This is a genomic window from Agrobacterium sp. ST15.16.024 (assembly GCF_027956545.1).
In the GTDB taxonomy this organism is placed as follows: domain Bacteria; phylum Pseudomonadota; class Alphaproteobacteria; order Rhizobiales; family Rhizobiaceae; genus Agrobacterium; species Agrobacterium cucumeris.
Genome location: NZ_JAQKGO010000003.1, coordinates 172,564 through 196,407 on the forward strand (window position 1 = coordinate 172,564; position 23,844 = coordinate 196,407).

18 protein-coding genes and 1 tRNA gene are annotated in these 23,844 nt (G+C 58.9%); 8 read left to right on the top strand and 11 right to left on the bottom strand.

Annotation, left to right across the window (positions count from 1 at the left end):
• Window positions 1–42: 42 nt before the first annotated feature.
• Complete coding sequence (gene metH / locus PL640_RS12770) at window positions 43–3,816, bottom strand: methionine synthase (RefSeq protein WP_271362195.1); 3,774 nt, start codon at window positions 3,814–3,816, stop codon at window positions 43–45.
• A gap of 192 nt (window positions 3,817–4,008) precedes the next feature.
• On the opposite strand from metH, the gene PL640_RS12775 reads away from it, so the two are divergent.
• On the top strand, window positions 4,009–5,256 hold the full coding sequence (locus tag PL640_RS12775; protein ID WP_271362196.1) for an AGE family epimerase/isomerase: 1,248 nt from the start codon (window positions 4,009–4,011) through the stop codon (window positions 5,254–5,256).
• A 144-nt stretch (window positions 5,257–5,400) separates the two neighbouring features.
• On the opposite strand, the gene PL640_RS12780 is transcribed toward PL640_RS12775, so the two are convergent.
• Entirely contained in the window at window positions 5,401–5,961 is a 561-nt protein-coding gene (locus PL640_RS12780) for a dual specificity protein phosphatase family protein (RefSeq protein ID WP_271362197.1), read from the bottom strand.
• A 211-nt stretch (window positions 5,962–6,172) separates the two neighbouring features.
• The gene (locus PL640_RS12785) at window positions 6,173–6,625 is read right to left on the bottom strand and encodes a hypothetical protein (RefSeq protein WP_142840314.1); all 453 of its coding nucleotides are present in this window, start codon (window positions 6,623–6,625) and stop codon (window positions 6,173–6,175) included.
• Window positions 6,626–7,067: 442 nt separating this feature from the next.
• Here PL640_RS12785 and PL640_RS12790 point away from each other — a divergent pair, with 442 nt between their 5' ends.
• Together PL640_RS12790 and PL640_RS12795 are read left to right on the top strand one after the other, a co-directional pair.
• A complete protein-coding gene (locus PL640_RS12790) occupies window positions 7,068–7,700 on the top strand; it encodes an outer membrane protein (RefSeq protein ID WP_052818041.1) in 633 nt (210 codons plus the stop codon).
• A 217-nt stretch (window positions 7,701–7,917) separates the two neighbouring features.
• Window positions 7,918–8,292, top strand: coding sequence for a hypothetical protein (locus tag PL640_RS12795; RefSeq protein ID WP_046798015.1), 375 nt, complete (start codon window positions 7,918–7,920; stop codon window positions 8,290–8,292).
• Window positions 8,293–8,450: 158 nt separating this feature from the next.
• On the opposite strand, the gene PL640_RS12800 is transcribed toward PL640_RS12795, so the two are convergent.
• Window positions 8,451–8,526, bottom strand: a tRNA-Ile gene (locus PL640_RS12800).
• 181 nt (window positions 8,527–8,707) lie between these two features.
• Between PL640_RS12800 and PL640_RS12805 the strand changes: the two genes are divergently transcribed.
• Complete coding sequence (locus PL640_RS12805; RefSeq protein WP_142840316.1) at window positions 8,708–9,451, top strand: SIMPL domain-containing protein; 744 nt, start codon at window positions 8,708–8,710, stop codon at window positions 9,449–9,451.
• 163 nt (window positions 9,452–9,614) lie between these two features.
• Here PL640_RS12805 and PL640_RS12810 read toward each other — a convergent pair whose 3' ends face one another.
• Complete coding sequence (locus PL640_RS12810) at window positions 9,615–9,956, bottom strand: hypothetical protein (protein ID WP_142840317.1); 342 nt, start codon at window positions 9,954–9,956, stop codon at window positions 9,615–9,617.
• A 149-nt stretch (window positions 9,957–10,105) separates the two neighbouring features.
• Window positions 10,106–10,528 carry a secondary thiamine-phosphate synthase enzyme YjbQ gene (locus PL640_RS12815; protein WP_271362198.1) on the bottom strand — a complete coding sequence of 141 codons (423 nt, stop codon included), beginning with the start codon at window positions 10,526–10,528 and terminating at the stop codon, window positions 10,106–10,108.
• Window positions 10,529–10,794: 266 nt separating this feature from the next.
• On the opposite strand from PL640_RS12815, the gene PL640_RS12820 reads away from it, so the two are divergent.
• A complete protein-coding gene (locus PL640_RS12820) occupies window positions 10,795–13,347 on the top strand; it encodes an HWE histidine kinase domain-containing protein (protein ID WP_271362199.1) in 2,553 nt (850 codons plus the stop codon).
• A gap of 163 nt (window positions 13,348–13,510) precedes the next feature.
• Here the strand turns inward: PL640_RS12820 and PL640_RS12825 are convergent, their stop codons facing one another.
• The 3 genes from PL640_RS12825 to dnaG form a co-directional block, all read right to left on the bottom strand.
• A complete protein-coding gene (locus PL640_RS12825; RefSeq protein ID WP_271362200.1) occupies window positions 13,511–14,434 on the bottom strand; it encodes a DUF930 domain-containing protein in 924 nt (307 codons plus the stop codon).
• A gap of 257 nt (window positions 14,435–14,691) precedes the next feature.
• A complete protein-coding gene (gene rpoD, locus PL640_RS12830) occupies window positions 14,692–16,746 on the bottom strand; it encodes an RNA polymerase sigma factor RpoD (protein ID WP_142840321.1) in 2,055 nt (684 codons plus the stop codon).
• A gap of 393 nt (window positions 16,747–17,139) precedes the next feature.
• Window positions 17,140–19,125 carry a DNA primase gene (dnaG, locus tag PL640_RS12835; protein WP_271362201.1) on the bottom strand — a complete coding sequence of 662 codons (1,986 nt, stop codon included), beginning with the start codon at window positions 19,123–19,125 and terminating at the stop codon, window positions 17,140–17,142.
• Window positions 19,126–19,299: 174 nt separating this feature from the next.
• Here dnaG and PL640_RS12840 point away from each other — a divergent pair, with 174 nt between their 5' ends.
• Together PL640_RS12840 and PL640_RS12845 are read left to right on the top strand one after the other, a co-directional pair.
• A complete protein-coding gene (locus tag PL640_RS12840) occupies window positions 19,300–19,605 on the top strand; it encodes a BrnT family toxin (protein ID WP_271362202.1) in 306 nt (101 codons plus the stop codon).
• Window positions 19,556–19,888, top strand: a complete 333-nt coding sequence (locus tag PL640_RS12845; RefSeq protein WP_271362203.1) for a BrnA antitoxin family protein — start codon at window positions 19,556–19,558, stop codon at window positions 19,886–19,888. Before PL640_RS12840 ends, PL640_RS12845 begins: the two co-directional genes overlap by 50 nt.
• Window positions 19,889–20,241: 353 nt before the next feature.
• On the opposite strand, the gene PL640_RS12850 is transcribed toward PL640_RS12845, so the two are convergent.
• Window positions 20,242–20,691, bottom strand: a complete 450-nt coding sequence (locus PL640_RS12850) for a GatB/YqeY domain-containing protein (RefSeq protein ID WP_170979832.1) — start codon at window positions 20,689–20,691, stop codon at window positions 20,242–20,244.
• A 338-nt stretch (window positions 20,692–21,029) separates the two neighbouring features.
• Between PL640_RS12850 and carA the strand changes: the two genes are divergently transcribed.
• Window positions 21,030–22,235, top strand: a complete 1,206-nt coding sequence (gene carA, locus PL640_RS12855) for a glutamine-hydrolyzing carbamoyl-phosphate synthase small subunit (protein WP_271362204.1) — start codon at window positions 21,030–21,032, stop codon at window positions 22,233–22,235.
• A gap of 124 nt (window positions 22,236–22,359) precedes the next feature.
• On the opposite strand, the gene PL640_RS12860 is transcribed toward carA, so the two are convergent.
• Complete coding sequence (locus PL640_RS12860; RefSeq protein WP_142840326.1) at window positions 22,360–23,757, bottom strand: MATE family efflux transporter; 1,398 nt, start codon at window positions 23,755–23,757, stop codon at window positions 22,360–22,362.
• Between the last annotated feature and the right edge of the window lie 87 nt (window positions 23,758–23,844).

Genomic DNA, 23,844 nt, shown 5'->3' on the forward strand with positions numbered 1-23,844 from the left:
GGCAGGACCCGCGCTCTTTTTGCAGCAACGACGCCCGAAACATCAGGCCGCGCTGTCGATTTCCTCAGCGCCATTTGTCGGCACGTAGTTAAGTACCGGCCCGAGCCAGCGCTCGACCTCTGTGACAGGCATATCCTTGCGGCGCGCATAGTCGAGAACCTGGTCCCGCTCCACCTTGGCGACACCGAAATAATAGCTCTCGGGATGACCGATATAGATGCCGGAGACCGAGGATCCCGGCCACATGGCATAGCTTTCCGTCAGTTCCACACCCGCCGCATTGGTGGCGTCGAGCAGGGCAAACAGCGTCTTCTTTTCGGTATGATCGGGCTGCGCCGGATAGCCGGGTGCAGGGCGAATACCGGCATAGGCTTCGCCGATCAGGTCATCGCCGCCAAGAGCCTCGTCCGGCGCATAACCCCAGAATTCCTTGCGCACCCGCTCATGCATGCGCTCGGCAAAGGCTTCGGCAAAACGGTCGGCCAGCGCCTTGACGAGGATGGACGAATAATCGTCATTGGCCCGCTCGAAGCGCTCGGCAATCGCCACTTCCTCGATGCCCGCCGTCACCACGAAGCCACCAACATAATCGGCAACGCCGCTATCGACAGGCGCCACGAAATCCGACAGCGCCACATTGGGACGACCGTCGCGCTTGGAAAGCTGCTGGCGCAGCGTGAAGAAGGTGGCGAGCTCTTGCCTGCGGCTTTCATCCGTAAACAGCTTGATATCGTCGCCCACCGCATTGGCCGGCCAGAAGCCGATCACCGCGCGCGGCCGGAACCACTTCTCCTCGATGATCTTCGCAAGCATTGCCTGCGCATCGGCATAAAGCTGCCGCGCCGCCTCGCCCTGCTTTTCGTCTTCAAGGATCGCCGGGAAACGACCCTTCAATTCCCAGGTCTGGAAGAACGGCGTCCAGTCGATGTAACGGGAAAGCTCTTCCAGATCATAGGTTTCGAATACCCTGGTGCCGAAGAACTGCGGCTTGACGACGCTGTAGCTCGACCAGTCGATCTTGTGCGCATTCTCACGGGCGCGGGACAGCGGCAGACGCTGCTTTTCGCGCTCGTTGCGGGCATGGGCTTCCGCCACCTTCGCATATTCGCTGCGGATGCCATCGATATAAGCAGGCTTCTGCTCGGCCGAGAGAAGCGCCGACACGACGCCTACCGCACGCGAAGCATCCGTCACATAGATCGCCTGCCCCGCCTCGTAACGCGGATGGATTTTCACCGCCGTATGCACACGGCTGGTCGTCGCGCCGCCGATCAACAGCGGAATATCGAAACCCTGCCGCTCCATTTCGGCGGCTACATGCACCATTTCATCCAGCGATGGGGTGATGAGGCCGGAAAGGCCGATCACATCCACCTTTTCGGCAATCGCCGTCTCAAGGATCTTCGTCGTCGGCACCATGACGCCGAGATCGATGATCTCGTAATTATTGCAGGCGAGAACGACGCCGACGATGTTCTTGCCGATATCGTGCACATCGCCCTTCACGGTCGCCATCAGCACCTTGCCGGCGGCACTGCGCTCGGAGCCGCCATTCTGGCGCTTTTCCTCTTCCATGTAAGGCAAAAGCACGGCAACCGCCTGCTTCATCACACGGGCTGATTTCACCACCTGCGGCAGGAACATCTTGCCCGAGCCGAAGAGATCGCCGACCACGTTCATGCCGGCCATCAGTGGCCCTTCGATGACGTGCAGAGGACGGGCAGCCTTCTGGCGCGCCTCTTCCGTATCGGCCTCGATATAGTCGGTGATACCGTTGACCAGCGCATGTTCCAGCCGCTTCTCGACCGGAAGCTCGCGCCAGGAAAGATCCTGTACCTTGGTGTCCTTGGCGCCCGTGCCGCGGAAACGCTCCGCCACTTCAAGCAGACGCTCGGTCGCATCGTCGCGACGGTTCAGCACCACGTCCTCGCAGGCCTCGCGCAGTTCCGCATCGATATTGTCGTAAACCGCAAGCTGCCCGGCATTAACGATGCCCATATCCATGCCCACCTGAATGGCATGGTAGAGGAACACGGCATGCATCGCCTCGCGCACCGGCTCGTTGCCGCGGAAGGAGAAGGACAGGTTGGAAACACCGCCGGAAATATGCGTCAGCGGCATGGTTTCGCGGATGGTCTTTGTGGCCTCGATGAAGTCCACGCCGTAATTATTGTGCTCTTCGATGCCGGTCGCCACGGCGAACACATTCGGGTCGAAGATGATGTCTTCCGGCGACAGGCCCGCCTTTTCCGTCAGCAGCTTGTAGGCGCGCGCGCAGATTTCCACCTTGCGCTGATAGGTATCCGCCTGCCCGACCTCATCAAAGGCCATGACCACGACGGCCGCACCGTAATTGTGGACAAGCCGCGCCTGCTGGAGAAACTTCTCTTCGCCTTCCTTCAACGAAATGGAATTGACGATCGACTTGCCCTGAACGCATTTCAGACCAGCCTCGATAATCTCGAACTTGGAGCTGTCGATCATGACCGGCACGCGGGCGATGTCAGGCTCGGCGGCGATGAGGTTCAGGAATTCCACCATCGCCTTCTCGGAATCGATCAGGCCTTCATCCATGTTGATGTCGATGATCTGGGCACCGTTTTCCACCTGATCGCGGGCGACGGCGAGCGCCGCCGTGTAATCGCCGGCGGTGATGAGCTTGCGGAAGCGGGCCGAGCCGGTAACGTTGGTGCGCTCGCCGACATTGACGAAAGGAATGTCCTTGGTCAGCACGAAAGGCTCAAGGCCCGAAAGCGACATGAAGGGCACATGCGCGGGAATCTCGCGCGGCTTGTAACCCTTCACGGATTCCGCAATCGCCCGGATATGCTCCGGCGTCGAGCCGCAGCAGCCGCCGACGATGTTAACGAGACCGTCGCGAACGAAACCTTCCACCTGACGCGCCATCATCTCAGGCGTTTCGTCATATTGGCCGAATTCATTCGGCAGGCCGGCATTGGGATAGGCGCAGACGAAAGTGTCTGCCACGTCAGACAATTCCTGCAGATGCGGACGCATGGCATCCGCACCAAGCGCGCAGTTAAGCCCGATGGTGAAGGGGTTGGCGTGGCGCACCGAGTTCCAGAAAGCGGACGGCGTCTGGCCGGAAAGCGTGCGGCCGGAAAGGTCGGTAATCGTGCCGGAGATCATCACCGGCAGGCGGATGCCCTTCGCCTCGAAACGCTCCTCGCAGGCAAAGATCGCCGCCTTGGCGTTCAGCGTATCGAAAATCGTCTCGATGAGGATGATATCCGCACCACCATCGATCAGACCATCGATCTGCTCGCCATAAGCAATACGCAGGTCATCGAAACTGACGGCACGATAACCGGGATTGTTGACATCAGGCGAAATCGAGGCCGTGCGGTTGGTCGGGCCGATGGCGCCGGCCACGAAACGGCGGCGTCCGTCTTCCCGCTCGGCGCGCTGGGCGGCGCGGCGAACAATCGCCGCACCTTCGCGGTTGAGGTCGTAGACGGCATTTTCCATCTCGTAATCAGCCTGCGCGATACGCGTCGACGAAAACGTGTTGGTTTCAAGAATATCCGCACCCGCCATGGCGTAGCGATAATGGATTTCCTCGATTGCATCCGGCTGGGTCAGGATCAGAAGGTCGTTATTGCCCTTCTGGTGACAGGCACAACCGATAAAACGGTCACCGCGGAAATGGTCTTCGTCAAAACCGAGACCCTGGATCTGCGTGCCCATGGCGCCATCGAGAATGAGGATGCGTTCGCTTGCGGCCTCGCGCAGCGCCTTGAAAATTTCCGCGCCGTCGCGCTTTGCCCCTTCGGGGCCAAACAGGTCGTCAAACACGGGCACACTCCTCATTTCGATTTGCAAGATCGCAAGCCGTCAAGTCACATAAAGATATGTTTATGTCAATATATCTTCAAGGGACAGGCATAGCTTTGCGCCGTTGCGACAGACTACGAAATTTCACTGACAGATGACAGGTTTATACGGCAAGGATATAAGCCAATGCAGCAAACCGCATGGAGGACGAGAATGCCCGAGGAAGATCATAACAGCCGCAACTGGAACACCCTGCCCTGGCACCGCCAATGGCTGGTGAAACAGGCCGAGGGACTTTTCGATTTCTTCCAGTACCGTGCCGTGAATTCCGCCGGCGGCTTTTTCGACCTCGATCCCAAGGGCGCGCCGCTGCAGAAAGACGATCCGGTGCGCGGCATCCACGCTTCGGCCCGCATGGTGCACTGCTTCTCCATTGGCCATCTGCTCGGCCGGCCGGGCTGCGGCGATATCGTCGACCACGGCATGACCTATCTCTGGAACAAACACCGTGACAACGAGCATGGCGGTTATTTCTGGCAGGTGAACGATGCCGGCCCTGTCGACGCCACCAAGCAGGGTTATGGCCATGCCTTCGTGCTTCTGGCCGCCTCTTCCGCCAAGACCGTCGGCCACCCGCTGGCCGACCAGATGCTGGCCGACATCACCGATGTGCTGGAAACCCGTTTCTGGGAAGAAAAACACGGCGCCATCGCCGAGGAATTCAACCGCGACTGGTCACCCATCGAGAATTACCGCGGCCAGAACTCCAACATGCACCTGACCGAAGCGCTGATGGCCGCCTACGAGGCGACAGGCGACAGCAACTATCTCAGCAAGGCCGAACGCATCGCCGATCTTGTCATCCGCCGCCGCGCCGGCGAGCTGGACTTCCGTGTGCCGGAGCATTTCGACGAGAACTGGACGCTCGACAAGGCGTATCGCGGCAATGAAATGTTCCGCCCCTCCGGCTCCACCCCCGGCCACTGGCTGGAATGGGCACGCCTCATCCTGCAATTATGGATACTGGGCGAACGCCGCCATGACTGGATGCCGGTCGCCGCAAAATCGCTGTTCGTGCAATCCATGGCGCTGGGCTGGGACCGCGAAAAGGGCGGCTTCTTTTATACGCTCGACTGGAACGACAATCCCGACAAGCGGGCAAAACTCTGGTGGCCGATGTGCGAGGCGGCGGGTGCCGCCCACTTCCTCAACGAAAACCTGCCGGCGGACCCCTTCTATGAAGACAGCTACCGCCGCATCTGGAGCACCATCGCCAACAACTTCATCGACCATGACAATGGCGGCTGGCACGAGGAACTGACGGAAAATCTGGTTCCGGCGCATACGCTGTTCCCCGGCAAGGGCGATATCTACCACGCGCTACAGGCCTGCCTCATTCCGCTTTTCCCGGCCACGGGAAGCCTGACGAAGGTGATTGCGGAAAACGGCGGGGATTATTGAGGCGTCAACACCTTCCGTCATGCCGGCCTTGAGCCGGCATCCAGCCACGACGCGTCTGCGCCGTGAAAAGAGTTTCTCACGATCAGGGACTTGGATAGTGCTGGACCCCGGATCAAGTCCGGGGTGACTACCACGCGCTAAACCTCAGAAACCGATGGTTTCCTCGAAATCATCCCATGACTGGTACATCTCATATCTGCCGATACCGGGGATAGGAACATGCCCGTAATAGGGCGAGAGCTGGAATTCGGCCGCCGCCTCGCCCTTGCCGGCCACCGCTCCTACATAGATCGCCGAGGCAAGCCCCGTGCGGTTGGCACCGTGTTCGCAATGGATGAGGATCGGTTTTTCTGCATTCTGCAGCACGGCCACCAGCGTTTCCGCATCTTCCGGCGAAAGCTTTTCGCTAGAACTCATCGGAAAATCGACCAGCCGGATACCGTTTTTCTTCGCCGCTTGGCTTTCGGCGTCATACCAGCCCTCGCGCTTTTCATCGCGCAGGTTGATGATGGTCTTGATGCCGTAGGACTTGGCGTAGGCTGCTATGTCCTTGCCGCTCGGCTGGGCCGAACGATAAAGTTCGCCGGGGATGACCTCGTGGAAATTTCCGGTCAGCTGGCCGATACCCATATGCGCGCCCGCCAGAACCGGCAGGGCGACAAGACCGATGGCCGTGATTTTCAAAAACTTCAAAACGATACGCAAAACATCAACCCGCGACATTCATCGGACGGGGGCGAGATGGCATCGCAAACCGGCGAAAACAAGTCCGGCACCGGCCAAACCAAGCATGGGCATGGCCGGTGGCTCGATGACAGCCCTCGCAGACCCGTTGCGCCGCAAGGGTTTACCGGCGGCTGCGCAACGGCGCGAAAATTCTCAAAATACCGTGATGACGGGAACCGCGCCCGGCCGCTTAGTCAAACTCCGCCGAAATAACGGTGACACGCCATTCCAGCCGCTGCGGTTCCACTCTTTCATTGTTGCGCAACCGGAAAGCCCGGCATGCGGCGAAAGTCTCCCCCGCCTCGATGCGCCTCTCGCTCACCTGATAGGGATCGAAGGCGACGGAAGCGCGGAAGGCGGGCTCGAACCCTTCGAGCGTATAGGTCAGGCGCTGCACCGCCACATCATTGTCGTTGCGGAAGCTGACGCGAATGGGCAAAGCCGGATCCGGGCAGGCCGCATCGAAACTGGCTGTCGCAATGACATGGCCGAGCCGCTGGCTGCCACGCCACCAGTCATAAATGACAAAGGCCGCCGTCGCCCCCCAGATCAGCAGCAGGCAGATGACGACGGGTTTGAGATGCCGCGGAAATGCAATGAGGACCAGCAGAAGAATGGCACTGAGAACGGCTCCGACGATCACGTCGCCCCTCCCTCATAAAAACAAACCCGCATGCGATGCTGCCCTCCCTTACCCATTTCCGTCCATGGCGACCCGGCGTGATAGCGACGTTTCAACCGCTCTCCACATCCTTTCCGATGTGAAGCGGCTGGAGCGGCGAAGCAGCGGTCCTGCCACGGACAGACACAACTCTATGGTCGTGCCCCCGGCTGTCAAGACAACCAAGCGTGACACCGGACGACCAGTTCGCCGGGCCACTGACGGAAAGACAAAGGGAACCAAACGCCGCTGAGGACGTTCGCCGCATCAGAACAGCATGGCGGGGCGAGAAAAATCGCCGCGATCCGGGCACGACAGTCAAGAACATCGGAGGACACAGCGCCTCTTGGAATTGCCAGGCCCGAGACCATATTAAATGTGACTAATATATGCTATAGACGACAGTAGCTCAGGGAGAATAACGATGAAAACGCTGATCGTAACGTCACTTCTGGCCCTTTCCGCCAGCACCGCAATGGCCGCGGATGCCGTCTACGAAACGCCGGCACCTCCGGTTGCGCAGGAAACCCTGCCGGTCTTCACCTGGTCTGGTCCCTATCTTGGTATTCAAGGCGGCGCGGGCTGGGCGAATGGCGATTTTTCGGCTGGCGGCCCCGTCGCCTCGGATAATTTCGATGGCGGCATTCTGGGTGCCTTTGCCGGTTATAATTACCAGTTCGACAATAATTTCGTCGTCGGCATCGAAGGTGACGTCGATTATAACTGGAATGACAATGACTATGCCGGTGTGCAGATCGGCACCGACTGGCAGGGCTCCGTCCGTGGCCGCGTCGGTTATGCCTTCGACCGCGCCCTGCTCTACGGCACGGCCGGCTGGACAGCCACGCGCGGTTTCATCGAAACCCCCGGCGCCGGCAAGGACAGCACCACATTCAACGGCTTCACCGTTGGCGCAGGTCTTGATTACGCCTTCACCGACAATGTGTTCGGCCGGCTGGAATATCGCTACAATGATTATGGCGACAAGGACATTTTTGGCGTCAATACCGATTTCGACCAGCACACCGTCAAGGTGGGCCTCGGCGTGAAATTCTGATCCTGTCCAACAGGATCAAGCATAAAAAAGCCCGGCCCTTCGCCGGGCTTTTTCTTGACTGACAAAACAATGCCCCGCCTCAACCCGCCGACCTTAGCGACGCCAAAAACATGAACCCCTGAACAACAAAACATTCACAAACCGTTCAGCAGAGCCGTGCCATCATGCGGGCATAATGAGCCTCTATCTCCCAAGGCAGGCTTATGGAGTAGCCCCGATGAAAAAGATCATTCTTTCCACCCTTGCCGCGCTGGTCGCCACCGGCAGCGTCTTCGCATCCTACGGCACCGCTGCCGCGCAGGATTATCCCTATCGTCCGCGCTACGACCGTGGTTATGACCGTGGCGGCCCACCCCCGCCGCCCTACCGCGAACACCGCCGCCACAATGATGGCGCCGCAATCGCCGGCGGCCTTGCCGCAGGCGTCATCGGCGGCCTGATCGGCGGCGCCATCGCCAACGGCAACAACAACGCCCCCCGCTACTACGAACCCCCACCGCCGCCCCGCCCGCGCTGCTGGTTCGAAGACCGCCGTGTTCCGAATTCCTATGACGGCGGCTGGCATACGGAGAGCATGCGGGTTTGTAACTGACCGCATAGCTGAAAATTCGCTCTGGATGATCCGATCAGTCTGAATGGCTGGTCGGATTTTTGTTGGATGGAGCAAAAGGTGTCGAAGGCGGCGATGATCAATGAAGCATCGCTAGCTGATGAGCGGAATCGCCAATTCATTCGAAATATGAAGGCAAATGGTGGGCCTGGAGAGACTCGAACTCCCAACCAAGCGGTTATGAGCCGCCGGCTCTAACCATTGAGCTACAGGCCCTTATCGGAGCAAGGTGATCCGAAATACCGGTTCCGCAATGGTTCGAATCCGGTGGGTCACGCTCTAACGTAATTTTTATAGCCCGACAAGCCATTGATGCTTCCGCAAGGCACCGCCGCCGTATTAGCTACACAATCTAAGGCAATACCCTCCAAAGGGACACAATCAACGAGGAAACACCATGACGACAAAAAAGGCCCGCCTTTTCGCACTCACCGCTTTGACCGCAGCAGCAATGGTGCCGCTGGCCAGCCAGGTGCTTGCACAGGAAGCCAACCCGCGCGAAGCCACCATCAGTGTTTCCGGCGAAGGCCAGGCGGCCATTGCCCCTGATATGGCGATCCTGTCCTTCAGCGTCGTCAAGCAGGCGGAAACGGCAGCTGCGGCGCTTACGGAAAACTCCAAGGCGCTCGCCGAGGTTCTGAAAGCGCTGAAAGAAGCCGCCATCGAAGACCGGGATCTGCAGACCAGCAATTTCTCGGTACAGCCGCTCTACAAGCATTATGAGCCCAAGGACGGCGTTTATGTTGCGCCTGAGATCACCGGCTATCAGGTTTCCAACGGCCTGACGGTGCGGGTGCGCGACCTGAAGAAGCTCGGCGCGATCCTCGATACCTCCGTCAAGCTTGGCATCAATCAGGGCGGTGATATCACCTTCACCAATGACAAGCCCGAAGCCACGGTTACCGAGGCCCGCAAACAGGCCGTGGCCGATGCGATCGCCAAGGCGAAGACGCTGACGGAAGCGGCAGGCGTGAAGCTCGGCCGCGTCATTCAGATCAGCGAAAACTCGCAGCGCCCGATGCCGATGCCAGCCGGCGCGATGCGCGCGTCGATGATGAAGGAAGCCGACAGCGTGCCGATCGCTTCGGGTGAGAACAATTACAGCGTGGTGGTCAACGTCACCTTCGCCCTCGAACAGTAAGAACACGTCAGGGGCGGCACCTGCGTGCCGCCTCCCGCCCGTTCTAAATCCGGCATCGGCCGGTTAAAAAAAGAAATGCCCCTCGCCTGCCTTTCCGGACAAGCGAGGGGCATTTTTTATCCATCCGGCGGACGGGGATGTCACCGGATCGATATTGTCCGCTTTAGCGGCGGATGACCGGGCAGCCACGCTCATTGGCGAAAACGATGCGGTCACGGCCCTGACGGTCGAAGCCTGCAACCACGACGCGGCGCGGCGATACGTCAACAACGCGGGCACGGCGAAGACCCATGCGGCTTGCCTTTTCTTCCGCAAAGCGCGGCGAGCAGCCGAAGCGCGGGCGATCGGGACGACCCCAGCCGCGCCCTCTGTCATGGCCATAGCCATCCTGAACCTGAACTCTGAACTGAACATCCGAGCCAGCGGAAGCCGCAGGAGCGGTGGCGGAGATGCCGCCGAAGGCAATGAGAGCGGCAAGGCCGGCTTTTGCAAAGGTGTTGAACATGAACTCACTCCATTTGTTCTTCGCCGGCAGGGAACGTCCCTCAGCGATTGAGGAGACCCTAGTTCCAGCCGTCTGAACATTATCAGAACCGCATGTTCAGCAGGGGTTCATGGTTATTAACGGCAAAACACCCATTCATGGATGGAAGATCAGGTGGAGATATGCAGCACGATTTCGCGGCGGTGCGACCGGTCGCGATGCTCGAAAAGATAGATCCCCTGCCAGGTGCCAAGCGCGAGCCTGCCCTGCCCGATAGGCACGCCGATCGAAACCGCCGTCAGGGCCGATTTGATGTGTGCAGGCATATCGTCAGGGCCTTCCAGTGTGTGGATGACCCAGCGCATCGAGGCATCGTCCGAAGGCGGCACGAGGCGGGAGAAGAACATCGAGAGGTCGCGCCGGACATCCGGATCGGCATTTTCCTGAATAAGCAGCGAGCAGGATGTGTGCCGGACAAAGACTGTCAGCAAGCCTTCGTCCACACCGCTCCCTCTCACGAAACCATTGGCTTCGGATGTGAACTCGTAGAGCCCCTGTCCTTGGGTGGAGATGGTTATTGTCTTCTGCGGCACATTTTTTCTTTCAAACAGGCTGGAACAAAATCGGCACTGCGAACGTTACGCCATGTCAAATTCTATCCGATAGGGGTAGAGATAAAACAATAACGCGACGGCGGGCCGTAACAACTAACGGAAAAGCGACGTCACGGTTGCAAGAAAACGGGGAAGGGTTGGCAATATCAGAATGAATTATTCAGGCTTCCCCGTTCCTCGACGAACAGACTATTTTCAACACAAGACAAGTACCAAGCCGGACACAGGGTGCGAAAGACTTCTTCATGGCATCCACTGACTATCAAGTCGACCTGACCAATTGCGATCGCGAACCCATCCACATTCCAGGTTATATTCAACCGCATGGCTGTCTGATCGCCTGCGACAATGCCCTGCGCATGGTCCTGCGGCATTCGGAAAACTGCCGCGATATCCTGAGCATCGAAGGCGATCTGAACGGCAGGACTGCCGAAGAGGTGCTCGGTAAGGACCTTGTCCACGATCTTCGCAACGCGCTGACTGTAACCGGCAGAACCACCCGCCCCGCCATGCTTCCAAACATGCAGATGAGCGATGGCCGCAGCTTCGATATTGCCCTGCACCGCTACAAGTCCACCACCATCATCGAGTTCGAACCATCGCAAGGCGAAACGCAGCCGCTTGGCACGGCGCGCAAGATGGTGGACCGCATCCGTGAGGCCGACAGCGTCGAAAGCCTGATTTCCAGGACGACCCGGCTGATAAAGGCGACTTTGGGTTATGACCGGGTGATGATCTACCGTTTTGAGGAAGACGGGGCCGGCAAGGTGGTGTCGGAGGCAAAACAGCCGGAACTGGAGAGCTTTCTCGGGCAATATTTTCCGGCGAGCGACATACCCCAGCAAGCCCGGGCGCTTTATCTCAAGAACACGCTGCGCATCATTTCCGATGCCAGCGGTGCACGCGTTGCCGTCCTGCCCGCTCTCGACGCCTCCGGCGAACCGCTTGATCTGTCCTTCGCGCATCTGCGCAGCGTCTCGCCCATCCACTGCGAATATCTTCGCAACATGGGTGTCGGCGCCTCCATGTCGATTTCGGTGATTGTCGATGGTGCGCTGTGGGGCCTCATCGCCTGTCACCATTATTCTCCGCGCGTGCTGACGATGCCGGTCCGGATCGCCGCCGAAATGTTCGGAGAATTTTTCTCCATGCATTTGCAGGTTCTGAAGCAGAAGCGCCGGCTCGATACCGTCAACCACGCCCATGCCGCACTTGACCGCTTCCTGCGGCTTGCCGCCCATCACGCCAATATCGAAGAATTGCTGATCGACAGTTTCCAGGATTTTGCCGAGCTGATGCCCTGTGATGGCGTCGGGCTCTGGGTTGGCAACAACTGGCACGGCCATGGCGCAACGCCGCCGCAGGATGCCATTCCAAGGCTGGCGCGCTTTGTCGCCTCGGCTTCCGAAAGTAAGGTCTGGGCCACCCATGCGCTGTCGCACGCCATACCGGAAGCGGAAATCTATGCCGGCACGGCCGCCGGGATGCTTGCCATTCCCTTGTCGCAGGTCAAGAACGACTATCTGCTGTTTTTCCGCAAGGAGATCGTTCAAAATCTGAACTGGGCCGGCAATCCCGAAAAATCCTATGAGACCGGCCCGTTGGGCGACCGCCTCACCCCCCGCAAGAGTTTCGCGATCTGGAAAGAAACCGTTCGCCTGCAGGCGCAGCCCTGGTCAGAAGCCGACCGGGAAATTGCCGAAGCGGCCAGAATTGCGCTTGTCGAGGTCGCCTTCCATCATAGCGAGCTGATGGCCGGCGAGAGGGAGCGCGCGGAAGTGCGCCAGCGCATGCTGAACGAGGAGCTTAATCACCGCGTCAAGAATGTTCTCGCCATCATCAAATCGCTGGTCGGCAACCCCTCGCAGGAGGGCAAGACGCTGCAGGAATATGTGAGCGCGCTGAAGGGCCGCATTCAGGCGCTGTCATTTGCCCATGACCAGATCATTCGCGGTGAAGGCGGCGGCGCGTTGCGCGATCTGCTGGAAGCTGAACTGTCGCCGCATCGCTCGCCGGAAACGACGGTGAAGCTTGCAGGTCCGCAGGTCACGCTCGATTCGCGCGCTTTCTCCGTCATGGCCTTGGTTCTGCATGAACTGGCAACGAATGCCGCCAAATACGGTGCGCTTTCGCAGACCAGCGGGCAGTTGCACGTAAACTGGGACGTCAACGAGAACGGCGATTGCGAAATCCAGTGGCGTGAAACCCTGCCAACCAAGCTGCCGACGCCGTCGCGCGCCGGTTTCGGCACGGCGCTCATCAGCCGCAGCATTCCCTACGATCTCGGCGGGCGCAGCACGATGCGATATTTGCCGGACGGGCTGGAGGCGGACATTCTCCTGCCCTCCCGCCACGTTTCATCGGCCATGGCGGCCTCCACCGCAAAAACCGAGGAAGAAATCGTGCCGCAGGCCAGACGTTACAATCGGGAGGAACCGTTGAAGATATTGCTTGTCGAAGACCAGATGCTGATCGCCATGGATGTCGAAAACATGCTGGAAGACAACGGCATCAAGACGATCGAAACAGCAACCTCATCGGCGATGGCAATTGAAAAGCTGAAGAGCTACGTGCCTGACGTCGCCATTCTCGACATCAATCTCGGTTCCGACACCTCGATCCCCGTCGCCCGGGAACTCCACCGCCGCGGCATCCCCTTCCTCTTTGCCACCGGTTATGCGGATGGCAGCATGGTACCGGATGAATTCGGCAATGTGCCGGTGATCCGGAAGCCTTATGACGAGGATGCGCTCATGGCGGGTATCGGGCTGCTGGTGGGTGATCCGGAGAGGGTATAACGTCCTTAGTTCGCGAAAAGTGCCTTGCACTGCGTCATCCCTGGGCTTGTCCCAGGGATTTAAGCACACCAACAAAATCAATCGATTGCAGATCCTCGGGACAAGCCCGAGGTGACGAAAGAGGTGTTGGGAGTTTCACCGGCGACCTCAGAATCTGCTGCACTCATTGAAAACGCGTGAAGCCGCGCTTTTTCGCATCATCCGGGCTTACCGCATTGCCGATTTTAAACCGGAATTCCGTGACGGTATAATTCTCCAGATCAACCTCGCACTGGAACGATACATCGTGCCAGCTATTGCCGGTGTTGAATGCACCGCCCGAAGCATCGATCGAGTTCCCGGAGATCCTGCCACCGGTATCTGAAAAGGGTATCATGCCTCTGGCGGCAAAACCCGCACCCTGAATTTGGGCCAGGGCCTCCGTGCTGCAAAGCTGCACGACACGGCGACGCGGTGGAAGATCACCGAACATCTGACGTCTCTGGGCGGGAGAAAGCAGCGACGAGGAAAGCAGACTTTTGGCAGCAGGAAGTTTTGCGGGCTTTTCTTCCGCCACGTCAGCTGGCTTTTCCTCCGTGGGCTTTGCTTGCGGCACGGGTGCTTGATCCGGCTCAGCCTCTTGCTTGGCGGGCGAAACCGCAATCTCCCCCTGATCGGCGGAAGCCTGAAGATCGCTATTGGCGGCAGCAGGCGCGGGCTTCTCCTCTGCCGTTTTTTCCGGCTGGCTTTTTGGTTGCTCGGAAGGCTCGGTCTTTTCCGCCTCTTCCGCTTTTCCCGGCTTGTCTTCAGGGTCGGACTGCGCCTCTTCCGGCCTCATGGCGATGGCGGGCAACGTTGCCGGCATGGGCGGCAAAGGTTTTGCTTCCTCTGCCGGCGGTGCAGGCGGTGGTGGCGGAGGTTGCGGCTTCTCCTCTTGCTTTGCCTCTTCCGCACCGGGCGGTTTGCCTTCCTCTGCCTTCTTCTCCTCAGGCGGCGGCACCAGATCGACGCTGATGCTTTCCGGCTCCTGCGGTTCGGCTATCCGTTCCGGCAGTTCGAAAAGGAAGATCGCGACAACGGCAAGATGCAGCAGCACGGAGACGGGCACAGCCCAACCTCTCCACCGCCATTTTTCTGCCGAAACCTGTTCCATCTCATCGAACCTGAGCATTGCCTGTCAAAGCGGAGCCGCCGTCACATCAGGACAATGCGTAAAAACAAAGGGATAAAGCATCTGGCTTTTCAGAGAAAAACGGAGCGCTTTATTTTCACACATAAGGCTTGTCGCAGAGTTCGCCAGTGCGGGAAACAAAAAACCCGGCCAGAGGTGACTGACCGGGTTCAATTTTAAAGGAAGCGGAACGCTTAGCTGTCGAGGAAGCTGCGCAGCTTTCTGGAGCGGCTCGGATGCTTCAGCTTGCGCAGCGCCTTCGCTTCGATCTGACGAATACGTTCGCGCGTGACCGAGAACTGCTGGCCGACTTCTTCCAGCGTATGGTCGGTATTCATGCCGATGCCGAAACGCATGCGCAGAACACGCTCTTCACGCGGTGTCAGCGACGCCAGAACGCGGGTCGTCGTCTCACGCAGGTTCGCCTGAATGGCGGCGTCGATCGGCAGCAGCGCGTTCTTGTCTTCGATGAAGTCACCGAGATGCGAATCCTCTTCGTCACCCACGGGGGTTTCGAGCGAGATCGGCTCCTTGGCGATCTTCAGAACCTTGCGCACCTTTTCCAGCGGCATGGCCAGCTTCTCGGCCAGCTCTTCCGGGGTCGGCTCGCGGCCGATCTCGTGCAGCATCTGGCGCGAGGTGCGAACGATCTTGTTGATCGTTTCGATCATATGCACCGGAATACGGATCGTGCGGGCCTGGTCGGCGATCGAACGGGTGATCGCCTGCCTGATCCACCAGGTCGCATAGGTCGAGAACTTGTAACCGCGACGGTATTCGAACTTGTCGACCGCCTTCATCAGGCCGATATTGCCTTCCTGAATGAGATCGAGGAACTGCAGACCGCGGTTGGTGTATTTCTTCGCAATCGAGATCACCAGACGCAGGTTGGCCTCGACCATCTCCTTCTTGGCGATACGCGCTTCGCGCTCACCCTTCTGCACCATCGAAACGATGCGGCGGAACTCGGCGATGGAAATGCCGGTTTCCGTGGAGAGGTTCTGGATTTCCTGACGGATTTCGCGGATCGTATTGCTTTCCTCGCGCGCGAATTCCTTCCAGCCGCGAGCGGCCAGATTGGCAATCGATTTCATCCAGTTCGGGTCGAGTTCCGCACCGTGATACTGCTCGAGGAAGCTGTCGCGCTTGACGCCGTAGGATTCGGCAAGGCGCAGCAGGCGGCCTTCATTCTGCATCAGGCGCTTGGAAATGTCGTAGAGCTGCTCGACGAGGCTGTCGATGCGGTTCTGGTTCAGCGACAGCGACTTGACGGCCGTGATCAGCTGATCCTTCAGTTCCTTGTAGCGACGCTCCTGACCGGAGGACAGGGTGCCCGTGCAGGCCAGACGCGCCTCAACCTGCTGGTCCTGAAGCTTGCGCAGCTTCTTGTAGGTATCAGCGATGGTGTCGAGCGTTTCCATGACCTGCGGGCGCAGTTCGGCTTCCATCGCGGCAAGCGAAAGATTGGACTCGTCGTCGTCCTCTTCTTCCTCTTCCGGCGGCAGGCCATCGCCACCCACATCGGTCACGTCATCGTCGCCGCTCGGCGCACGCAGCTTGCGGGTCTTTTCCTTTTCTTCGGCAGCCTTGCGGTCCGCCTCGATCTTTTCCGGGCTCTGGAACTGCGGCGCAGCCTTGGCTTCCGGACCGGAATAGGTGGTTTCGAGATCGATGATCTCGCGCAGCAGCGTCGTGCCTTCGTTCAGTTCGTCGCGCCAGATGATCAGCGCCTGGAACGTCAGCGGGCTTTCGCACAGGCCCGAAATCATCGTTTCGCGGCCGGCCTCGATGCGCTTGGCGATGGCGATTTCGCCTTCGCGCGACAGAAGCTCGACCGAGCCCATTTCGCGCAGATACATGCGCACCGGGTCATCGGTACGGTCCGTCGGTTCTTTCTTCTTGGCGGTCGCAAGTGCTGTGCCGCCGGAGGGCGCCAGTTCGCCGCCTTCGGAATCTTCCGACTCCGAATCGTCGCTTTCGGCCTCGCCAGACGCTTCCTCCGCATCCTCGTCCTCGATGACGTTAATGCCCATATCGGACAGCATCGCCATCGTGTCTTCGATCTGCTCGGAGGTCACCTCTTCGGACGGCAGGACGGAATTCAGCTCGTCCATCGTCACATAGCCGCGCTTCTTGGCGGCCTTGATCATTTTCTTGACCGCGTCATCCGAAAGATCGAGAAGCGGACCGTCCGTCGCACCGTCGCGTTCGTTTTCTGCTTCTTCGTTTTCTTTGACTTTGGTTGCCATCTATCTCGTCGCTTTCCCTGACGCTAACACCTGTTCCGCCGCATCGCCGTCCGCCCCTTGAGCATCCAGCGGTTTGCCGCGAATCACTGTCAGACACCTAACGGAGTGATCTTTAATTGCCGATTAACCACGGCAGCCTCAGGCAGAATGCAAAGACAGTGCACCCGGAAATGCTTGCTCATGCAATTTCTATCCGCCAAGGCTCATTCCACCTTACTTTTCCTGAAATGGTGATTCCCGCTATTTCCCGCCCCGTCAAGCCTTTGAGGGCGAGACAGCCACGGAAATTCTCAAAAAAGGCCGCATTTCACGGTTATCACCAGACTATCCCCTATTTAGGACGCTTGCCGCAAAAGGCAACCCCACACGTCTTTCAATTCTTGGCCAGCCCTTTCAGCCATGGCCGAAGGCCGGCCCCTTCACCCGGCCGGACATGACACCGAAACCATCGATGATCGCCTCCTGATTTTCCATTCGGCCGATTTCAAGCTGCACCTCGGCCAATGCCCGCACCAGAAGCGTACCGCGCTCGTCATCCGTCGCCTCGGCGATTTCCCGTTCCAGCTCGCGCTTCTGCCAGAGCAGGGATTTGGTTCGCTTGTGCAAGGAAAGCGCCTGCACATAACCTTCGCGCGCATCTTCCATCGCCGCCTGTTCAGTCGCCGTCCACAGGCGGGCATTGCGCACCTGCTGGTCCATGGTCTTCAAAAGCGCCTCGAAGTCCTGCTGCGACAGGCGCTCTATCAGCCCTGCCCGCGATATCTCAGCCGCACTTTCCGCCGCATAGGTCAGCACTGTCGACCACAGGCGCTGCAGATCGCGGTTTTCATAATCGATGGCAGCGATCTCGTCATATTCCTCGAGCAGCAATTCGGGATGGTTGACGATGGTGATGGCAAGAACGCTTTCCCGGAGCGAGGGCTTGGTCTGATACCCCCTCACCAGACCCGATTGCGCCAACCGGTCCGAAATACTGCTGGCAGGCGCCGACATCGCCCCGCCCCGCCCCGGCGCATTGCGCTGGAAGCCGCGCCCGTCCCTCTGCCCGCCATCGCGACGGAAGTTACCGCCCTGTTGCCCGCCCTGCTGAAAGCGCGGCTGGAAGAAGCCATTCAGCCTGTCGCGCATATCCTGCTGGTAAAAACGGCGCACCGTCTCGTCGCCAATCACGGAAACGATCTGTCTCAGACGGCTTTCAAGCTGGGCCCGCTTTTCGGGCGTATCAAAGGTAACGGCGGATGTTTCACGGCTCCAGACCATCGCGGCAAGCGGTTTTGCTTCCGAAAGCACCCGGTCGAAGGGCGCCCGCCCCTCCAGCCGCACGAGATCGTCCGGATCTTTTCCGTCAGGCAAAAGCGCAAAGCTGACGGAGCGGTCGGGCTTGATATGCGGCAAAGCCAGATCGGCTGCACGGTTGGCGGCGCGAATGCCGGCGCCATCACCATCAAAGCAGAGGATCGGCTGCGGTGACATTTTCCAGAGGAGATCGAGCTGGCTTTCCGTCAGCGCCGTGCCGAGCGGCGCGACGGCGTTTTCGACACCGGCCTGATAAAGCGCGATGACATCCATATAGCCTTCAACGGCAATAACGGTGCCGCCGGCAGCCTGCGAGGCGCGGCGGGCGCGGGCAAAATTGTAAAGAACATTGCCCTTGTGAAAAAGCTCGGTCTCGTTGGAATTCAGATATTTCGCCACCGCATCCGCCGCCATGGCGCGGCCGCCGAAAGCGATCACCTTTTCCCGCGACGACAGGATCGGGAACATGATGCGATCCCGGAACCGGTCATAAGAAACCGGCACGTTCTCATGCACCACCAGCCCGCAGGCCTCCATCTGCTCGCGCGCCACACCCTTGCTGGCCAGATGTTCTTTGAGAGCATTACGGCTATCCGGCGCAAAGCCGAGCCTGAAAGTCTCGATGGTGCGTCCGGTCAACCCGCGATCGCGCAAATAAGCCCGCGCCCGCGCGCCAAGCGCCGTCTGCAACTGATCCTGAAAGAACAGCGTCGCCATTTCCATGACGTCCTGCAGCGAGGTGCGCTCACGCTCACGCTTTTCCGCCTGCGGATCGGGCTGCGGCATGGAAATGCCGGCCATATCGGCAATCTGCTGCACGGCCTCGGGAAAACTCAAGCCCTCAAGGTCTGTCAAGAACCGGAAATGATCGCCGGAAACACCGCAACCGAAACAATGATACCGCCCCTTGCGGTCCTCACAATGGAAACTCGGGCTTTTTTCACCGTGAAACGGGCAGCAGGCCCAATAATCGCCCCGCGGCATATTGGTCTTCTTCTTGTCCCAGGACACACGTCGACCGATCACATCGGAGATGTTCACGCGGTCGCGTATCTCATCGAGAAAAGAATTGGAAAAGCGCATGGGTTACCTGTTCGAGGCCAGTCTTTCATATAAGCGCATAAAGGCCGCAATACAAAATGGGTAGGTAAATAATACCCGATATTCACAGGCGGCATTGACATAAGTGTATATACAGAAGAATATACAGAAACGGCGCATGAGTGCCCTAAAGCTGGAATCAGTTTCAGGTGGCTCATGGACATTGTGACAAGGGATTTCGTCTCCTTTGATTGGGATAAGAAAAAGCGGCTGATCAATATCGAAAAGCACGGTATCGATTTTGAGGATGCCGCCGAGGCACTTTGTGAACCGCATATAGAAATACCGTCCGACCAAAACGGAGAGGTTCGCATACGCGCGGTTTGCCCGTTCATGGGGCGCCTTATAACCATCATTTATACGATGCGGGGCGAAACATGCCGGATCATATCGGCGCGAGCGGCACGGAAAAATGAGCAACAATCCTACCACGCGAATAACTTTGGAAGAAATACGCACTAAGCGCGCTCGCGGCGAAAAGAGCGAGACCGACTGGGCGCGCATCGACGCCATGACCGACGAAGATATCGACCGCGCCATGCGCGACGATCCGGACTGGGCCGGCTTTGAAGACATAGACTGGTCAAAGGCCGAAGTGGTTTTCCCCACAGCCAAACAATCGATCTCCATTCGCCTCGACCAGGATGTCGTCGATTTCTTCAAATCCACCGGCAAAGGCTATCAAACCCGCATGAATGCGGTGCTGCGCCACTATGTGCATGAGCAGAAAAAGCGGCCGGGCTGAAACGTCTCGGGACGGATTGCCCGAATTCGGCGCAGAAGGCGAGGATCATTTTCGAGCGATTGGGAGACGGCAGGTCCCCATTGCGCCTGCTTTCGGCAAATTTATGGCAGTGCAACATCACCAAAAATTATGTTTTTGTAATTTGAGCGCCCCGTCGCGGCGGTATAAAAACAAAACACAGTCAAAGGCAGTGCGTGAACATTTCCATAAATCTGCCGACGCCCACAGGCACGTCCCCCTAAAAAAGCCTGTGAGGACCGCATTTTGATCCGCCGGAATGCGCTTTCGTCGACAGAAAAAAGGCAGGGTAGCCGTGGCTACCCTGCCTTTACTTTTTCCAACACGCTGGAAGCCTACTTCAGCAGATCCTTGACAACGCCGGAGGCCTTGGCGAAGTCGATCTGGCCGGGATAACGCTCCTTCAGCGCGTTCATGCACTTGCCCATGTCACGCAGGCCGGAGGCACCGGTCTCGCTGATGACGGCCTGGCACAGTTCGCGCACCTTTTCGGCCGGAATCTCTTCCGGCATGAATTCCTTGATGATGACGATTTCCTCGCGCTCCTGCGCGGCAAGCTCGGGTCGGCCGGCACCGTCATAGATGGTGGCGGACTCTTCGCGCTGCTTTACCATCTTGGTCAGGATCTGCATGATATCTTCATCGCTGACGGGGTCCTTGCCCACGCCGCGATTGGCGATATCGCGATCCTTGATGGCCGCCTGAATGAGACGCACGGTCGAGGTACGTCTGGCGTCCCGAGCCTTCAGCGCATCTTTCAAAGTATTTGCGAACGTGTCGCGCATCATTTTTCTTCTCCTTGGGAAAGCCCATTCCGCAGCTTCGCGATAGGCAAACTTTCCACCTTATTTTTCGCAACGACATAAACGAGCAACTACGCTCAAGCAAATCAATTGCATAAGCCCTTGAATCCACGGCATCTTAAATCCGCGTAAATCTTGGGCCCATGGTTGACCGCTTGGGCTGCTTTCGTTATTTTCCGGCACCTGCACGAGATTTTAACGAAGGGTCGGAACGCGAGCTTTATCGCGCGCCCCTTTATGTCACGAAGCCTGCGACAAAAATGGCCCCTTACCCCCTGCCTTTCAAGAGGCGGGGTGCGAAGCGGCAGAAACGGAACGAGATGACCGAGACAGCGCCCTGGACTACCCGCAAACCAACTGCAATGCTTGTTCTTGCCGATGGCACGGTGATCGAGGGCACAGGCATCGGCGCAACCGGCAAGGTTCAGGCCGAAGTCTGTTTCAACACGGCCCTGACGGGTTACGAGGAAATCCTCACCGACCCGTCCTATCTCGGCCAGATCGTCACCTTCACCTTCCCGCATATCGGCAATGTCGGCACCAATGAGGAAGACATCGAAGACCTGACCCCCGCCGCCCGCCGCGGCGCCGTTGGCGTCATCTTCAAGGCCGACATCACCGACCCTTCGAACTTCCGCGCCGTCAAGCATCTGGATGCCTGGCTGAAGGCCCGCGGCGTCATCGGCCTTTGCGGCATCGATACGCGCGCGCTGACGGCATGGATCCGCGAAAACGGCGCACCGAACGCGGTCATCGCCCATGATCCGAACGGCGTCTTCGACATCGAGGCGCTGAAGGCGGAAGCAAAGGCCTGGAGCGGCCTCGTCGGCCTCGACCTCGCCATCGAGGCGACTTCCGGCCAGTCCTCCACCTGGGCTGAAACGCCGTGGGTCTGGAACAAGGGTTACGGCACGCTCGGTGAAGCCGATGCCAAATATCACGTCGTCTGCGTGGATTTCGGCGTCAAGCGCAACATTCTGCGCCTTTTCGCCGGTCTTGATTGCAAGGTGACGGTGGTTCCGGCCCAGACTTCGGCCGAAGACATTCTGGCGCTGAAGCCGGATGGCGTGTTCCTGTCCAACGGCCCGGGAGACCCCGCCGCGACGGGCGAATATGCCGTGCCGGTTATCCAGAACCTCATCAGGAGCGAATTGCCGATCTTCGGCATCTGCCTCGGCCACCAGATGCTCGGTCTCGCCGTCGGTGCGAAGACTGAAAAGATGCATCAGGGCCATCACGGCGCCAACCACCCGGTCAAGGACTTCACGACAGGCAAGGTGGAAATCGTCTCGATGAACCACGGTTTTGCGGTTGATGCCAAATCGCTGCCTGATGGCGTCGAAGAAACCCATACGTCGCTGTTCGATGGCACCAATTGCGGCCTGCGCATCGTCGGCAAGCCGGTCTTCTCGGTTCAGCACCACCCGGAAGCATCGCCCGGCCCGCAGGACAGCCACTACCTCTTCCGCCGCTTCGTCAATCTGCTGCGCGAAAGACAGGGTGAGGCAGCGCTCGCCGAGCGCTGATGGACCTTTCGCGTTCGACGTCATGCTCGGGCCTGACGCGAGGAACCACGTCGATGGATCCTCGCCTCAAGGGCGAGGATGACGGCAGAGCGTTACATTCCAGAAAGAACACAACGGCCCGCTATCAGCGGGCCGTTTGCATTTCGCGCTTCACCAGAATGACGAAGCGGACGGTGAGCAAAACAGCCGCTGTGGAAAGACCGATCACGAAACCGAACCAGACACCACGCCCGCCAAAACCGAGCGGAAAGGCCATGGTCCAGGCAAGCGCCAGGCCGATCGGCCAATAGGAAATCAGCGCCAGCATCGCTGGAATGCGCGCATCCTTCAGTCCGCGCAGCAGCCCTGCCGTCACGGCCTGAATGCCATCCACCAGCTGGAAGACGCCGGCGATGACCACGAGGCTGCTGGCATAAGCGAGCACTTCCGCGGCTTCCGGCAATTTTGGATCGAGGAACCATTTCGCCAGAAAGTCCGGAACGACCGCAAACAAAATGCCGCCGCAAAGGGCGATGCCGCAGGCAATGGCGTAGATCATGATCGAGGCGCGAATGAGGTTTTTGAAATCGCCCTGACCGCGGGCGATGCCCACACGCACGGTTGCCGCCTGCGACAGGCCGAGCGGGATCATGAAGGCGATGGAGGCAAGCTGCAAGGCAATACCATGCGCAGCAAGCTGCACGGTGCCGATCTGCCCCATCAGGATCGATGCGGCGGCAAACAGCGTCACCTCGGCAAGGATGGTGATGCTGATCGGCAGGCCCAAGCGCAGCACTTCGAACAGCGCATGCCAGTCCGGCCGCCAGAAACGCACGAACAGCTCGTATTTCTTCGTCTCCTCACGCGTCTGCACATAGACAACGATGAAGATGAAGCTGAAGGCATTAACGATGACGGCAACGACGGCAGCGCCATTCATGCCCATTGCCGGCAGGCCGAAATGGCCGAACACCAGCGCATAAGCCATCAAACCGTTCATCACCAACATGATGATGGTGACATAAAGAATGATGCCCGCACGGCCGATGGCGCTGACAAGGCCGCGCAGCACGTAGAAAAGCAAGGCCGGCAGCAGGCCGAATTTGGCGATGGCGAGATAATGGCCGGTCAGCGCCGCCACGTTGGGGTTCTGCCCGAGATAGACCAGAATCCGCTCGGCATTAAAGAAGACCGGCAAAGCGAGGATCCAGTAGGCGATCGCCACCCACATGCCCATGCGCAGCGAGCGGCGGGCCGCCGTCGCATCGCCCTGCCCGTAAGCCTGCGCCACCATTGGCACCACGGCCACGGAAAATCCCGAGCCGAAAATGAAGACGACGAAGAAAAACTGCCCGGCCAGCACCATGGCCGCCAGCTTTTCAGCCCCCAGCTGCCCGACGATGACCATGTCAGTGGTATGGATGCCAAGCTGGGCGAGCTGCGCACCGATAAGCGGAATTCCAAGCGCAAGCGTAGCCTTGAAATGCGAAAGCCACGACCCCGATCCGGAGGGAACGGTTTCTGCAACAACCGACGAAGACATTGTAATTCACCTGAATTTTGGCCATTGCCCGCGAATTGCGCAACGGCAGCAGGGTGATGAATAAAATATTCCCTTCCTGCACGCAAC

Coding starts and splice junctions, on each gene's coding strand:
- PL640_RS12775 (WP_271362196.1), top strand. CDS start 4,009: ATGCCCGAGGAAGATCATAACAGCCGCAACTGGAACACCCTGCCCTGG.
- PL640_RS12790 (WP_052818041.1), top strand. CDS start 7,068: ATGAAAACGCTGATCGTAACGTCACTTCTGGCCCTTTCCGCCAGCACC.
- PL640_RS12795 (WP_046798015.1), top strand. CDS start 7,918: ATGAAAAAGATCATTCTTTCCACCCTTGCCGCGCTGGTCGCCACCGGC.
- PL640_RS12805 (WP_142840316.1), top strand. CDS start 8,708: ATGACGACAAAAAAGGCCCGCCTTTTCGCACTCACCGCTTTGACCGCA.
- PL640_RS12810 (WP_142840317.1), bottom strand. CDS start 9,956: ATGTTCAACACCTTTGCAAAAGCCGGCCTTGCCGCTCTCATTGCCTTC.
- PL640_RS12820 (WP_271362199.1), top strand. CDS start 10,795: ATGGCATCCACTGACTATCAAGTCGACCTGACCAATTGCGATCGCGAA.
- rpoD (WP_142840321.1), bottom strand. CDS start 16,746: ATGGCAACCAAAGTCAAAGAAAACGAAGAAGCAGAAAACGAACGCGAC.
- dnaG (WP_271362201.1), bottom strand. CDS start 19,125: ATGCGCTTTTCCAATTCTTTTCTCGATGAGATACGCGACCGCGTGAAC.
- PL640_RS12840 (WP_271362202.1), top strand. CDS start 19,300: ATGGACATTGTGACAAGGGATTTCGTCTCCTTTGATTGGGATAAGAAA.
- PL640_RS12845 (WP_271362203.1), top strand. CDS start 19,556: ATGAGCAACAATCCTACCACGCGAATAACTTTGGAAGAAATACGCACT.
- PL640_RS12850 (WP_170979832.1), bottom strand. CDS start 20,691: ATGCGCGACACGTTCGCAAATACTTTGAAAGATGCGCTGAAGGCTCGG.
- carA (WP_271362204.1), top strand. CDS start 21,030: ATGACCGAGACAGCGCCCTGGACTACCCGCAAACCAACTGCAATGCTT.
- PL640_RS12860 (WP_142840326.1), bottom strand. CDS start 23,757: ATGTCTTCGTCGGTTGTTGCAGAAACCGTTCCCTCCGGATCGGGGTCG.